Raw genomic sequence first — 15,166 nt, forward strand, 5'->3', positions numbered from 1 at the left:
GACGTACCTTGGACGTACCTTGGACGTACCTTGGACGTACCTTGGACGTACCTTGGACGTACCTTGGACGTACCTTGGACGTACCTTGGACGTACGAACAATTTCTGACGAAATTGTTCGTTATAAACCCATAGTTATCATTCGGTTCTGAATTTTGAACTTTCAATTTTCAAATTTCAAGTTCAAAGTTTCAATATGAATATATGAGTCCATATTTTTCGTGCAAACGACGAAGCGAGCCATCGGACTTCATTCTGGCGATGATGGCGTTGACGAAGGCGAGAAGATCGTCCTGTCCACGACGCATAAGCACACCTATTTCGCCATGAGTGAATGGCTGCGACAACAATGGTGCAGCAAGACGAGAGTCGTTGTTTACATACCACGGAGCTTCGGTTATTTCCGTAATCATCACGTCGGCCTCGCCACCTGCCACGAGCGATGGTATCTCCTCGTTCTGCTGATGCACGATGATGGTTGCGCGAGTAAGATTTTCGCGGGCAAACTTTTCGTTCAATCCGCCGGGATTAACCATCACACGCACATCGTGGCGGTTGATGTCGGCAAGCGACTGGTAACGTTCTTTTTCGGTTGCTCGGCAGAGAATTGTCTTGCCGTTAGCCAGATAGCCGTCGCTCATAAGCATCTGCTGCTTGCGTGCATCGGTAATGGTTATGCCGCCGACAGCCATGTCGAACAGTTGCGGTTCGGCCTGCACATCGGCTGAAAGCGTTGGCCATGAGGTTGGCACGAACTTTATGCCAACACCCAGTTGCGCGGCTATCTCTTCTGCCATCTCGATTCCGAATCCCCAATAACTGCCATCACTCTCACGGAAAGACAGAGGACGGTAATCGCCTGTTGTGCCGACAATAAGAGTGCCACGGCTTACAATATCAGCAATCTTACCGTCAAGCGGAATCTCAGAAGAAGAAGAAAGGATAAAAGCGGAATTCTGAGCGTTTTTCTTTCCAAACTCGAGGGCTTCCTTGAGCTGATTCTCGGGAAAGAGGCGCGTGCTGTCGAAGTAGTAGAGTCCGTCGGCTCTGTTGTACCATCCGCCAACAAATCCGTCGTTCTGCAAGGCATGGGCAACAACCTTGTCGAGTTGGCTGCGCGAATGGCTATTCTGCGTGGCGGCATAACTGACGGCAATGCCTTCTGTCAGCTCCGTCATCGTGCGAATGTCGAGCGTAAAACCGTCGGGATGAGTCTGACTGAAATCCCATACCTTATCGGCAATGGCTGAGACATCGGTCTGTCCTGCCGTTTTGTCATTATTGCTACACGATATTAGCCCCATGCTCATTGCCACAACGAGCACGATTGCCATCAGACGCAATAAATAATTCTGTTTCATAATTATATTGTTAAGTCGTCTAAAATTTACCATCACACAAACATTATCTGCAAATATAAAAAATAATCATTTTACTTTCCGAAAAAGGAGGAATTTTTCATATTTTTGTCTCGTAAGTATCAACAAGAAAAAATATGATTCCGACAACAGAAAGAGTTTTTCATATATTCAAGGAACTGAACCAGATTCCGCGCCCCTCGCATCATGAGGAGCGTGTAGCCGACTATCTATGCCAGTTTGCAGAGCGTCTGCATCTTGATTATGAACGCGATGCAGAGAACTGCGTTGTCATCCGCAAGGCTGCCACTCCGGGCTACGAGGCCTCCGAAACCATTGTTCTGCTAAACCACATGGACATGGTTTGCGTTGGCATGGATAATCCGTTAAGCCACCCGATAGACGCGTATGTTGAGAATGGCTGGATGAAGGCGCGTGGCACTTCGCTGGGAGCAGACAACGGCATTGGCCTGTCAATGGCACTTGCAGTTTTAGAGAGCGGCAACATCGAGCATCCTGCCCTTGAGGTCATAACCACCACAAACGAGGAGGACGGCATGTCGGGAGCAGCCCAACTGTCGAGGGATTTTATCCGTGGCCGCAAAGTTATAAACCTCGACTCGGAGGACTACGACACCATTACGACTGGTGCTGCCGGCGCATGTCTGCAACTGCACAGACTGCCGATGAAGCCCGAACATGCCCCCGACGGAGCATTTCTATGGTATCGCATCCGTATAGAAGGCGGTCTTGGCGGTCATTCGGGCGTAGACATCAACAAGGGGCGATGTAGTGCCGTGGTTGCCGCCAAAAGGCTCTTGTCTGCAATATCAAGCGAGGCGGATGTGCGCATAGGCTGTATTGAGGTTGGCGAGGCTAACGCTTCTATTGCATCTTCGGCCGATATTACCGTCTGTATTACATCGGACGAAAGCCAGATATTGGATTACAATACAACTCGTTTAAATGATTGGCTGAAAGAAGAATACACATCATCAGACTCAAAAATACATTGTACGGCAGAGCCATGCGAACCTAAACAGACGGTTATCCCGAAGGAGACTTCAGAGGCTCTTCTGAGATGTCTGGATAGGATTCCACAGGGCGTTGTAAGGATGAGCGACAAGATGCAGGACACGGTGGAGACATCGAACAACATAGGACGAATACGTACGGAGAGCGACCATATTCTCGTCAGCACCCATACCCGCAGTTTCATCGACGGCGAAATGCAACGGCTAAGCAAAGAGATTTCAGACACGTTCGCATCTGTCGGAGCAGCATCGGAGACGGTAATGTCGGCCCCGGCATGGCAAGAAGACCAGCAGTCGCCTTTTCTGCAACTAACAAGCGACATGTTTCTCGACGTGCTTGGCTGGCGTCCGCGCATGGTGGCAATGCACTTTGTGCTCGAAGCAGGTTTCTTTGTACAACACTATCCGGGCATACAGATTGCCAGCATAGGTCCGCGCATCGTAGAGCCTCATTCTGCCAACGAGCGCGTTGAACTAAAGACTGTTGACGACATCTGGCACGTTCTGCTGAAACTCCTCTCTCGTTTGAAAACCGACAATTAGAACTTAGAGAGAGTTGAAAGTTGAAAAATCGCGTCAACATAGATTCCTGATAGAGGCAAGCAAGCCGATAGTAAGGGGATAACAAGCCGAAAGGTTCAGAAAAGATACGGAGTAGCTACGGGCAAGGTTCGAAGAAGTAAGCCGCAAGGTACGTGGTAGCTACGGGGTAGGAACGGGGCAGCTACGGGGAAGGTACGTTCAAGGTACGGGGAAGAAAGCCGATTATAATTCACAATCACAGTTGACAATTCACAATTTCTTTAGAGAAAGTTGAAAGTTGAAAAAACTAATTGACAACTCTCAGTTGACAATTCACAATTTTCTTTCATCTTTCAACTTTCTCTAAGTTTGCCTACCATGAATTGTAAAGTTCGGTCAACGCGACTGCTGCGGTTTTCCAAAACGCTTTGTCGTGCCAATCGCTCCGGCAGGACAGACAAGGCGGCACAGGTGGCAGCCTACGCACTTTGTGCCAACGATATTAGGCTGGCGCGTTTCGTAATCAAAACCGATAGCCTGATGTCCGCCATCCCTACACGACGTGTAGCACCTGCCGCAACCTACGCACTTCGAGCGGTCAATCTTTGGCAGAACAACGGTCTCGCGGTCCAGTTCGTTCGGCGTTACGAACCGGCAGAGTTCCTCGCCCACTATTGTGTCAAGACTGCTTATTCCGCGCACACTCATGTAATGCTGCAAGCCAGATATGAAGTCGTCGATGATGCGGTAGCCATATTGCATCACGGCCGTGCAAACCTGCACGTTTCGGCAGCCAAGTTGAATGTATTCCAAGGCATCGCGCCACGTCTCAATTCCGCCAATGCCGCTGAACTGCACGTTTTTCATTATCTGGTTCTTTGCCATTTCGAGGATGAAGCGCTGCGCTATCGGCTTTATTGCACGACCAGAATATCCCGAGATGGTCTTGCGGTCGGACACGGCACCCCTCTCGCCCATCGTTACCGACTTTATTGTGTTTATTGCCGATATGGCATCAGCCCCGGCAAAATATGCGCCCATGGCAGGCTGGTTTATCTGCGTTATGTTAGGCGTCATCTTCGGAATTACCGGGATATTTACTTTCCGCTTTACATAAGCCGTGTAGAATGTTACAAGTTCGGGATTCTGCCCCACGTCTGAACCCAAGCCCGAAAGTCGCATCTGAGGGCACGAGAAGTTCAGTTCAACGGCATCAACGCCGGCTCTCTCAGCCATCTCAGCCAGTTCAATCCACTCCTCCTCGGTTCGCCCCATGATGCTTGCCACGACAATCTTCGTAGGATAATTCTGTTTTAGTCGATGAAGGATGTCGAAATCCACATCTGCCGGATTTTCAGACAGTTGTTCCATATTTCTGAAGCCGAAGAAATCGCCCTGCCTATACTCGCCAACGGCATCGAAGCGCGGCGAAACCTCGTTAATATCGTCGAGGCAGATGGTCTTGTAGAACACGCCGGCCCACCCCATGTCGAAGGCACGCGCCACCATGTCGTAATTTGTGCAGATTGCCGACGAGGCAAGGAAGAACGGATTCTCGCAACGCAATCCGCAAAAGTCTATGGCAAGCGAAGGATGCGACTCGCCTGCTGTTGTTTCGGCCTTTGGCAAAGCACCAACCAACTCGCGGATGCGTATAGGACGGTCGTAATGGATGCACGACTGTTCAGCCTTTTCAAGTTCATCATCAGTACAGTCGGCAACCCATCGGCCTGCCTGTTCGGCATTGTCAAATCGTATGGCTCTTATGGCACGGGCAGGGTCGCCATTCTGGCAAGCCTTGCTGCACGGAGCATCGGCGCAGAGCAGACAGCGTGCTGCCTCTTCTGCAATATGTATCATCTTGTTCATGGTTCTTTATTTTACAAATTGAATGTTGCCGTTTATGATGTATATTCCCTTTTGCAGATTCTCGCTATCTTGGCGTATGCCTCGCAAATCATATATTTCAGAAGGCTTGCCGTCAATATTCTGCCTATTCATGCCTGACGACTTTCTGCCCTTGAACTCGAAAGTTGCGAACAGCGGATAGTGGTCGCCAAGCGGAGTGCCGTCAACGGTATATCCCTCTTTGTCAACCGAAACGCTGGTTGGCACAACGCTATTTCCGCCGGTTGGATTTATGTAGAGAATCTTGTCGAGAAGTTCGCCTTCCAAAGCCTCTCCCGAAAATAACGGATATGTTCCGCCGTTGCATTTCTCAACCCAAGCATCGCCAACCGTTGCCTTTCCTGTGGCTGCTATGGCATCTATGAAGGCGGTCTTCACGTCATCACGATGATACAGGCTGTTCATGTCGCCGGCAATAATGACTGGCCGGCAGTCGAGGTGCCCAAGAATGTCCTCTCGCAGCTGAATCCATTGCGACAGACGTGCCTCACGGTCTTCGCCGTCGTTCATCTCAGCCTCATCACGTTGCGAGCTTGCATCCATGTGCATGTTATAGACAACAATCTCACTTCCGTCGCCCAACGTTAGTTCGTGCCTTCTGAAACCCTTCGTAATCATTTCGTCAAATTCGTGGCTGAACTTGCCAAAGCTCTTATTCCAAGCCTTCCGCTCGTAGTTCGTTGTCTGTATGCCCTTTTTCCATACCATGTTCAGGCCGTCGCACTCGAACTTAATGTCCTGAAGATGGTCATAGTCAATCTCCTCGTCCTCAAGTATTATGCCGCCCGACCACTCGTCGTGCTCATAGTCGGCAAAGAGGCGCGACAAAATCTCCTGATGGTAGTTGAAATCCTCCTGCAAGCAGAATATGTCGCATCCCTTTGAGGCAAGATATTCGCTTATGAGTTCGCTTCCGCCCGACTTTGGTCCGTCCTGATTAACATTGAAGAACAGGACCTGTCCCGGCAGACCATCGACATTGAGCGTTGCCATTGTGAAAGAAGTCTGCATCTGAGCATTTGCCGATGAAAACATGCAGCACGACACCGCCACGGCAGCAAATATGCGGTTTAATATATTACGTTTCATTAATTTAGTTCAAGAAGAGTTCTTCTTTTTTATAATATCAGATCATCAAAAAAATATCGGTCCTATTCGCAAAAATAAACAAAAATCGAATATCTGCTAAGAAAAACGCGAAAAAAATGGCTGTTCGTTTTTTTCGATACAAACGCCAATTAAAAAGATAATCACGCCGATGCTGCCCTATTATTCGGCAAAAATGCCTAATTTTGCAAAAACTTAAAAATTACAGAAATGAAATACTTCGAAGTTACATTCAGCATAGAGCCGGACAACGAGTTGGCGCACGACCTTCTGCCGTCGCTTGCCGGAGAAATTGGATTTGAGAGTTTTACCGACGAGGACGGCTGTCTGAAAGGCTACATTCAGCAGGATTTCTGGAACGAGGAGGCACTTAACGAGATTATCGAAAACATTCCGCTTCCCGGCACAACGATAACCTTCACTTGCGAGGAGGCAGAATATCGCGACTGGAACGAGGAATGGGAAAAGCAGAACTTCAACCGCGTTGAGATTGGCGAGAACCTATGCCTTATCCACAGTTCGGAAATCGAAGACGACGACAGCTTCTGCTACAACATAAGCCTCAACCCCAAGATGGCTTTCGGAACGGGAACGCACGAGACTACCTCGATGCTTGTCGAGTACATAGCATCGCTCGACATGAGAAACAAAAACGCATTCGACATGGGCTGCGGAACGTCAATCCTATCGATAATGGCGTGCCTTAGAGGAGCAGACAAGGTTCAGGCTGTAGATATTGACGAGTGGAGCGTTGAGAACAGCCGAGAGAACATAAGCATCAACGGATTCGACAAGCATATCGAGGTCTTTCTTGGCGATGCCTCAATATTGCCGATAAACGAGCAAAAAGCCGACTTGTTCATGGCTAACATAAACCGCAACATACTGCTTAACGACATGGACAAATACGCAAAGTGCATAGCCAACGGCGGAACGCTTCTGATAAGCGGATTCTATACCGAAGATGCAGCCGTACTTATTGAAAAGGCGGCATCGCTTGGATTTGCTCAGACAAGCAGAAACGAACGCAACAACTGGTGTATGCTGGCGTTCGAAAAGAAGCAATAAAATTACTTGTGAATTAGCAAGGATTCGAAACTTTCGAGGGTTGTATGGTATACGTCCAAGTCAACATAACAGCCTATACCATCAACCTTCCCCGTTTCGCTGTATTGCCAAAACTCCCATTCGCCGTCGTACGACAGAGAGTCGGCATAGTTGGCAATCCACAATGGGTACTCATCAAACTCTGAGCGATTCAGGTACTTCTTCTTAAACTTGACACTTGTATAGATTATCGGCCGAACATTATAATGCTTTTCAATCTCAACGAGCCACTTCAGAACATCTTCCTGAAGTTGTTCTTTTGATATTCCGTCTATTTTCTCAATATCAAGAATAGGAGGCAAATCACCATCTTCAAGAGAACCTACTACCCTTATATAATTCTGTATTTGGAAATACGGAACGGTTCCGGGAGTGAAGAAATGATATGCTCCGCGCACAAAGCCGTTCTTCTTTGCCTGAGTGAAATACTCTTCAAAGCGAGAGTCGCTATGGTCTGCCCCTTCGGTTGCCTTTGCCACAACGAATTTCACCTCATGACCGTCGATGCCGGCAGCCGCGAGTCTGTCCCAGTTGATATCTCCCTGATAGTGAGAAACATCTATGCCATATACCGAATATCCCGTAAGATGACGCTCTACCGGATGCAGTTTGAAAGCGTACGGGTTTACATATCTTACATATAGGAAAATTGCCCCACCAACAGCCAGAATAAAACAAAATACAATTCCCACAAGCATCGGGAGCATCTTTCTGAATGTCTTTTCTGTCTGTTTCGAGATGTTTTTCATAGAGAAGAAGTCTGAAAACAGGTCGCCGCCCGACTTGCGTTTCTTTCGCAGTCTGCCTGCGGTTTTCTTCTTCGTCGTGGTGGTCTTTTTCTTCCGGGCAGATGCAGACGGAGACTTGGCAGACACCGATGTGCCAGCCTTCTTTCGCGTTGTAGTCATCCTTGTCTCTGCCATAAAAAAATACCTTTATCTAAAACAAACGAATGCAAAGGTAAAAAAAACTAAATAAAAATGGGCAAGATACCATTATAATATCTCGCCCACTTACTATTTATTTTGGAAAAACAATGTTACTTCTGCTCCAACTTCAAAGTGATAGTTGGCTGGTCGCATACCTCAGAAGGACCGAAGTACTGGATAGGACCAGGGAATACGAAGCAGTCGTTCAAAGCCCAGTTCTCTCTGTTCTTTGCGAACTCAAGGAATGGAGCGCCGTCAAGTTTAACGAGAGCCTTCTGTATAACAGGCTTCATCTCGCCGTTACGCTTCTCCATGTTCATCATCATAGTGATAGGCACACCACCTGCAATCCACTCGGCAGCAGGCTTTGTTGTGTTCTTGATAACAGACATGTAGCCAGTCTTGCCAGCCTGTATAAGGCGTGAAGCAGAGAAACCAAGAGAGTAGCAGTAGTCTGCATCGAAGTTAGAAGGAGTTGCGCAACGTCCCTCGTAACCGAAGAAGTGATGCTGAGTGTTGTACTTGCCAACATACTTGCCCTCTTCCTTCATCTTGGCAAGCTTAACACCTACCATCTCGGCAAGAAGCTGCTCTGTGTCGATAAGAGATACCTGAACGTTTCCGTGTGGGTCGCGGTCTGCGCAAAGCTGCTTTGCAACTCTCTCTGGAAGAGAAGAGAAGATCTCGGCATTCTCCTTGCTCAGCTTGCCAGTTACATACTCAAGCTGTGCTGACTTCTTAATCATAGCAAACTCCTGAGCGTTTGCCGAAAGAAGGTCGTTCAGCTCGGCAATAAGCTTCTTCATGGCTGGAACGAACTCAATCAAGCCCTCTGGAACAAGAACAGTACCGTAGTTCTTGCCGTTCTTAGCACGCTCGGCAACAACATTAGCAATGTAAGTAACGATGTCGTCGAGGCTCTGGTTCTTAGCCTCAACCTCCTCTGAAATGAGGCAGATGTTTGGCTGGCACTGAAGAGCACACTCAAGAGCGATGTGAGATGCAGAGCGTCCCATCAGCTTGATGTAGTGCCAGTACTTACGGGCAGAGTTACAGTCGCGCTGGATATTTCCGATAACCTCCGAATAAGTCTTTGTAGCAGTATCGAAACCGAATGATGTCTCGATGTGCTCGTTCTTCAAGTCGCCGTCGATAGTCTTTGGACAACCGATAACCTGAACGCCGTAGTTCTTAGCCTTGTAGTACTCGGCAAGCACGCAAGCGTTAGTGTTAGAGTCGTCGCCACCGATGATGACGATAGCCTTAATGTTTAGTTCGCGGATGATCTCCAAGCCCTTCTCAAACTGCTCTACCTTCTCAAGCTTAGTACGGCCAGATCCGATGATGTCGAAACCTCCTGTGTTACGGTATTCGTCGATGATGTCTGATGTCAACTCCATGTAGTTGTGATCAACGAAGCCGCCAGGACCCAAGATGAAACCGAAAAGACGGCTCTCAGGGTTGATAGACTTGATTCCGTCGAACAGACCGCTGATTACGTTGTGTCCGCCCGGAGCCTGACCTCCTGAAAGGATTACGCCAACGTTAATTGGCTCGCCCTTGACTGCCTCGCCTGCCTCGAAACGAACAACAGGCATACCGTAGGTATTAGGAAAGAGTTTCTTAATCTCTTCCTGATCTGAAACTGACTGTGTTGGTGCGCCCTCGCAGGCCTTTACTGCTCCCAACAACGCTTTAGGCAACTTTGGCTGATATTCAGCCCTTGCAATTTGCAATGCACTTTTGATCATGGTTTAGACAATTTTTATTTTTTAATAATTTTATTTTTCGCACCGCGAAGATACTGCAAATACGGGAAACTTCACCTATTCCGAAGGCAAAAAAACAAAATATTCAAAAAATAATTGATTTAGATTTGTTTTTCACTTTTTTTTCATATCTTTACATCAGTTTTAAATAATCTTTCATTTTTTTTGATATGGCAAAGAATAGAAGAAACCTGAAGAAGTTTGTGAACTACATTACGAGCGAGTTATTGGCAGAAATTTATTACATTCAGTATTACAATCCTGATGTCGACAAACAGCAGCTTAACGAGGTCTTCACCCGAATAGCAAAGGCTCAGAACGAGTTCGTTAGTCGCATAAGCCACACAGAACCGGGTAACGTAAAGGGATTCTACAAGAAACTAAAGTCCGACTTCAATACCGAGGTCTCTGAAATTATAGACCAACTAAACACTCTTAATTAAAGGTAAAGGAATGAAGAAAAAACTTAGCAGTTTTATTCTCTTCAAGCTTCTTGGATGGAAATACGTGCTAACCGTGCCCGACTACGACAAGTACATCATGTGCATAGCACCACACACCACCAACTGGGACTTGTTCCTCGGCAAATTCTTCTACTGGGCGGTTGGCAGAAAGTCCAACTTCTTGATGAAGAAAGAATGGTTTTTCTGGCCGCTCGGACCGCTGTTCCGCTCGTGGGGAGGCATACCTGTGTTCAGAGACAAAAAGACATCGATGACCGACAGGCTTGCCGAGACTGCAATGAAACTCAGTCAATTCCATCTCGCCATCACTCCGGAGGGCACGCGAAAGCCTAACCCCGACTGGAAGAAAGGCTTCTACTACATCGCCCTCAAAGCGGGCATTCCGATAGTGCTGGCAGGCATCGACTATCAGAAGAAAGAAATCAGGATAGAAAAGGAAATCACGCCTTCGGGCAACATTGATGCCGACATGAAGGAGATAAAGCGTTACTTCAAGGACTTCAAGGGCAAGCATCCGGAAAATTTTACAGTAGGTGAAATCGACTGACAAAAAACAGACTAAAAAGAGATTTATGTGCGGACTGACAGGATTATTTCTGTCAGTCTTCGTTGTGTATGCGCAGATTCCGCCATACAGCACGGCCGAAAAACAGGTGCGCAACAAGATTGTGCCGTATTTCGAGGCTTACAGAAGCAAACTGGCAAACATCAACAGCAGCGGAATAAGGAACGTTGAGGTCGATACCGTAAGGCAGTTCATAAACATATACGGCAACAACACGTTCAGCACGCAGCCGTTTACAAAGCAGGTTATAAACAGCATCTATGCCGATGTCAAGTCTGTCCTGCCCAAGCGGTTCGCCAACTACAAGATAACGGTCTATGCCGACGGACTGCCCATCGAAAAGCAACAGTCCGACGATATGCGCAACTCTATAATGTCAAACCGTCTGTGGCGAGGCATTGACTACACCGGAAAACCGTGGGTAAGAAACATATCCGTGCCCTACCGCCCAAGCAAGGGGCTCGACGGCAGGCACATAGCCCTGTGGGCAAGCCACGGCAGATACTTCAAGCAGGCTCTCAACTGCTGGAACTGGCAGCGTCCGTCAATCTTCGCAACAAGCGAGGACCTTTTCACACAAACCATCGTCGTGCCGTTCCTCATACCTATGCTCGAACGCTCGGGAGCAATAGTCTACACGCCACGCGAGCGCGACTGGCAGGAACTCGAAGCCATCGTTGACAACGACCCTAACTCAAAAGGAACATACAAGGAATACGGCAAGGGCTGGGGAAAAGTACCTACCCCGGGCTTTGCACACGCTAAAGAAACATATCTCGAGGGCGACAATCCGTTTGCCGACGGAACAGCACGCATGATTGCCACGTCTACAAAGGGCGAGACGGCTTCGGCCGAGTGGATTCCCGACTTCGACGAGGCTGGAAACTATGCCGTATATGTGTCTTACCAGCCCATTAAGTGGGCGGTGAACGATGCACAGTACACCATAGTTCACGGCGGAATAAAGACGGTGGTTAAGGTAAACCAGCAGATGGGCGGCGGCACATGGGTATATCTGGGCACATTCGCCTTTGGCAAGGGAAACGGCGACGACAACAAGGTTGTTCTGTCTAACTACAGCAACACCAAGGGATTCGTCTCGGCCGATGCCGTAAGGTTCGGAGGCGGAATGGGCAACATAGCACGCGGTCTCGACGGCGAGACGCCTACCACAAGCGGAATGCCGAGATTCCTCGAAGGAGCACGATACTCAATGCAATGGGCAGGAATGCCTTACGAGGTGTACTCTTCGAGACAAGGAACCAACGACTATCCCGACGACATAAACGCACGCCCGTATGCCATAAACTATCTGTCGGGCGGCTCGGTCTACAATCCGGGGCTTGAGGGGCAGAAAGTGCCTTTCGAACTGTCGCTTGCCGTACACAGCGATGCCGGATTCAGAAAGGACGACCAACTCATCGGAACGCTGGGCATATACACTCTGCAAAACGAGGGCATCGACGTGTTTAACACGGGCGTATCGCGATACACGTCGCGCAACGCTACCGAACTGGCCCTGCAAGAGGTGCAGAACGAGATTCGCACAGCCGTTCCGGAATGGCCGCGACGACGACTGGTGAACGACAACTATAGCGAGACGCGAAACCCCGAGTTCCCTTCGTTCATAGTCGAGACTCTCTCGCACCAGAATTTCTCCGACCTTCACTACGGGCAAGACCCCTACTTCAAGTTCCTTCTGGCTCGCGGCATATACAAGGCGGTTCTTAAATACGTAAACCTGATGCACGGCACTAACGAGGTTGTGCAGCCTCTGCCGGTGCGCTCGTTTGCCATAGCGCAGCCAAACCTTCGGGAGTCTGCCGTTACGCTAAGTTGGAAGCCTACCGCCGACAAGCGTTCGCCATCGTCAGCCCCAACAGGCTACATTCTTTACACGCGCAAGGGCGATGCCGATTTCGACAACGGTATGTATATCGGCAACGGTAAGACGAGCATCAGCGTGCTTCTTGATTCCGACGAACTGTACGACTTCAAGGTTACTGCCGTGAACGATGGCGGAGAGAGCATGGACAGCGAGGTTCTGTCGGCATACATATCAAGCAAGTCGCTAAGCAGTAAGAAGAAAAGTACGATGCTTATAGTAAACGCCTTCACACGTCTGTGCGGTCCGGCCGAGGTAAACAACGACTCGCTTCAGGGCTTCGACATAAAGGCGGAATATGGCGTTCCGTACAAGATGTTCCCGGGCTTCAGCGGAGAGCAGACCTGCTTCACCAAATCCACCATCGGCAAGGAAACGGAAGATGGTCTGGGATTCAGCAACCGCCAGATGAACGGCAAGATAGTTACGGGCAACACGTTCGACTATCCGCACACACACGGCAAGGCTGTTGCCGAGCTGAAGGGCTGGTCGTTCGTGTCGTGCAGCAAGGAGGCGTTCGAGGAGATGGGCAACACATCGGGCTACACCATCATCGACATCATTGGCGGATTGCAGAAAGAGGACTGGTCGCTAACAAGCAAGCCTCTGTTCAGCGAGGGCATGAAGAACCAGCTGAAGACGTTCCTGAACAAGGGCGGAAAGGTTCTGCTAACAGGCGCATACATAGCCAGCGGACTAACAAACAATGCCGACAGCATCTTTGCTTCGAGATGGCTTAAATATTGCGACGGCGAACGCACCTCCGACAGCATTCCGGTAGTGATAAGGCAGGACAAGATGAGTTACGAAATCTATACCGACGCCAACAAATACTGCTATGCCGTTCAGCATCCGTCGGGACTCATCGGCGTAAACGGCTCTATACCGCTTGCCGACTTCGACGGTCAGGACATCTGCGCTTCCGTAGCCTACGGAAGGGGCAAATACCGCGTTGTGTGCTCGTCCGTTCCGCTCGAATGTATAAAAGACGAGAAATGCCGAAACAAGACAATGGAACAATACATCAAATTTCTTGCAAAATAATCTTTAATCATCCACAAAACACCTTCTACCATGGAACTGATATTCGGACTGATTTTCTGGTTTATAGTCGCGCTATTCCTTTCTGGCCTTGCCGTCGTTGGCGGAATTATATCTGCAATCATCTTCAAGGCTGTTACCAAGAAAAGAGTAAGATACTGGGCATGGGCAATATCTCCGCCATTTTGCATTATGTCATTCTTCGTCCTAATCATTTTCGAAGCCTTTCTATATGCCACAATAACAAATACCGACACAGGAATGGGCGACTATGCCAAAGTCTATGTAAACGACGACTATTATCTGAATTGGACAGATGTTCCCGACTGGACTTTTGTAGGCAAGAATGTAGATGGAGGCGACCACGCAAAAGAGATTCTCGTTTATGACAACAAGATTGTCGTTTCTTCGGGCGACAAATTCGAAGATGCCTCAACATACAGGCTATACGAGGTTGATACGGACAAAAAAGTCTGGAACCATCTGTATTCAGCACCTACAACAAGCGCACTATGGAACAAGTACACCAAGGAGCACGGCATAGACAAGGAAAGAGTACAGACTTGCGACGACTTCTATAAAAATAGCAGAAAGCCGTTTGCCATCGGAGCCCTCATCTTCAACATCCTTCTGCTTGCCATTTTCTTCACGCTTATCGGCAAACGCTTGTTCATAAAAAATAGCAGCAGCTGATGCAAGTCGGCAAAAAACGCGGCTTGCATCATCCAAAAAGCAGCCGGGCGAACAGTAAAATCGAGCCTGAAAAACGCCGAAGAATAGGAAAAACGCACAAATTCTGTCTTCAGACCTCAAAAAAACGCCTTAAAAATTGCCGATTTTAATTTAATGTTATACTTTTGGGTTAAATAATCGCTTTTAACAACAATAAAAAAAGGCTTCATTCTTCTTCGGAATGAGGCCTCTTTTTTTTGTTTGATTCCTGATAAAAAAAAAGGCAAGTGAGAAAAAATCCACCTGCCCCATTCTGTCGGGATGAGGCGATTCGAACGCCCGACCCCTACGTCCCGAACGTAGTGCGCTACCAACTGCGCTACATCCCGATTGCCCTAAAGCGAATGCAAATTTAGACAATTTAATTTAAATACAAGCCCTTCCGAGCATATTTTTTTCATTTTTTATTTCTCCATGGCACAGGCATCTTAACAGCAAGCATCTCTCTGCCCTCCAAGTTCAGCCTGTATTCCGGCTCAAACTGCGGTTGCCTGCAACCATGGCAACACGCAACTATCAGTCTTGCAGCCATACAGCAAAAGCATAGCCCAGCACCACACCTCACAACATCAAAAAAACAACTGTAACAACTGTAACTGTAACCGCCCATAACATAAACCCAAATCGGTCATTAGAAATTTGGCATGTCTATTTTTCTAATGACCGCCATTAGAAAATATCGGTTGTATTAGGCTATCCTTCAATAATTTACTACCTTTACCACGCAGAAAAACATAAGAAGATGA

General features: G+C 48.2%; 11 protein-coding genes and 1 tRNA gene. 6 read left to right on the forward strand and 6 right to left on the reverse strand.

Annotated elements, in window-relative coordinates:
* Positions 1-190: 190 nt before the first annotated feature.
* A complete protein-coding gene (locus tag T538_RS0112890; protein WP_231497117.1) occupies positions 191-1,360 on the reverse strand; it encodes a transporter substrate-binding domain-containing protein in 1,170 nt (389 codons plus the stop codon).
* Positions 1,361-1,494: 134 nt separating this feature from the next.
* On the opposite strand from T538_RS0112890, the gene pepD reads away from it, so the two are divergent.
* Entirely contained in the window at positions 1,495-2,934 is a 1,440-nt protein-coding gene (pepD, locus tag T538_RS0112895; protein ID WP_031534277.1) for a beta-Ala-His dipeptidase, read from the forward strand.
* Positions 2,935-3,309: 375 nt separating this feature from the next.
* Here pepD and preA read toward each other — a convergent pair whose 3' ends face one another.
* The gene (gene preA / locus T538_RS0112900; protein WP_031534279.1) at positions 3,310-4,773 is read right to left on the reverse strand and encodes an NAD-dependent dihydropyrimidine dehydrogenase subunit PreA; all 1,464 of its coding nucleotides are present in this window, start codon (positions 4,771-4,773) and stop codon (positions 3,310-3,312) included.
* Positions 4,774-4,788: 15 nt separating this feature from the next.
* Positions 4,789-5,910: an endonuclease/exonuclease/phosphatase family protein gene (locus T538_RS0112905; RefSeq protein WP_031534280.1), complete on the reverse strand. Its 1,122-nt coding sequence runs from the start codon at positions 5,908-5,910 to the stop codon at positions 4,789-4,791.
* Between the two features lie 228 nt (positions 5,911-6,138).
* On the opposite strand from T538_RS0112905, the gene prmA reads away from it, so the two are divergent.
* Positions 6,139-6,996 carry a 50S ribosomal protein L11 methyltransferase gene (prmA, locus tag T538_RS0112915; RefSeq protein ID WP_031534282.1) on the forward strand — a complete coding sequence of 286 codons (858 nt, stop codon included), beginning with the start codon at positions 6,139-6,141 and terminating at the stop codon, positions 6,994-6,996.
* A gap of 2 nt (positions 6,997-6,998) precedes the next feature.
* Here the strand turns inward: prmA and T538_RS0112920 are convergent, their stop codons facing one another.
* Positions 6,999-7,958: a glycoside hydrolase family 25 protein gene (locus tag T538_RS0112920; protein ID WP_051656087.1), complete on the reverse strand. Its 960-nt coding sequence runs from the start codon at positions 7,956-7,958 to the stop codon at positions 6,999-7,001.
* Positions 7,959-8,074: 116 nt separating this feature from the next.
* Entirely contained in the window at positions 8,075-9,715 is a 1,641-nt protein-coding gene (locus T538_RS0112925) for a diphosphate--fructose-6-phosphate 1-phosphotransferase (RefSeq protein WP_031534286.1), read from the reverse strand.
* A gap of 188 nt (positions 9,716-9,903) precedes the next feature.
* Here T538_RS0112925 and T538_RS0112930 point away from each other — a divergent pair, with 188 nt between their 5' ends.
* From T538_RS0112930 to T538_RS0112945, 4 genes are read left to right on the forward strand one after another with little or no spacing between them, the layout of a single operon-like run.
* The gene (locus T538_RS0112930; RefSeq protein ID WP_031534288.1) at positions 9,904-10,176 is read left to right on the forward strand and encodes a hypothetical protein; all 273 of its coding nucleotides are present in this window, start codon (positions 9,904-9,906) and stop codon (positions 10,174-10,176) included.
* Between the two features lie 10 nt (positions 10,177-10,186).
* Complete coding sequence (locus T538_RS0112935) at positions 10,187-10,744, forward strand: 1-acyl-sn-glycerol-3-phosphate acyltransferase (RefSeq protein ID WP_031534289.1); 558 nt, start codon at positions 10,187-10,189, stop codon at positions 10,742-10,744.
* 25 nt (positions 10,745-10,769) lie between these two features.
* Positions 10,770-13,691 (forward strand): golvesin C-terminal-like domain-containing protein, encoded by a 2,922-nt coding sequence (locus T538_RS0112940; RefSeq protein ID WP_031534291.1) that lies wholly within the window; start codon positions 10,770-10,772, stop codon positions 13,689-13,691.
* A 30-nt stretch (positions 13,692-13,721) separates the two neighbouring features.
* Positions 13,722-14,381, forward strand: coding sequence for a hypothetical protein (locus T538_RS0112945; RefSeq protein WP_031534294.1), 660 nt, complete (start codon positions 13,722-13,724; stop codon positions 14,379-14,381).
* Positions 14,382-14,676: 295 nt separating this feature from the next.
* On the opposite strand, the gene T538_RS0112950 is transcribed toward T538_RS0112945, so the two are convergent.
* Positions 14,677-14,749: transfer RNA gene (locus tag T538_RS0112950), tRNA-Pro, on the reverse strand.
* Positions 14,750-15,166 lie beyond the last annotated feature (417 nt).

It is taken from the genome of Bacteroides sp. Ga6A2 (assembly GCF_000702225.1).
In the GTDB taxonomy this organism is placed as follows: Bacteria; Bacteroidota; Bacteroidia; order Bacteroidales; family Bacteroidaceae; genus Ga6A1.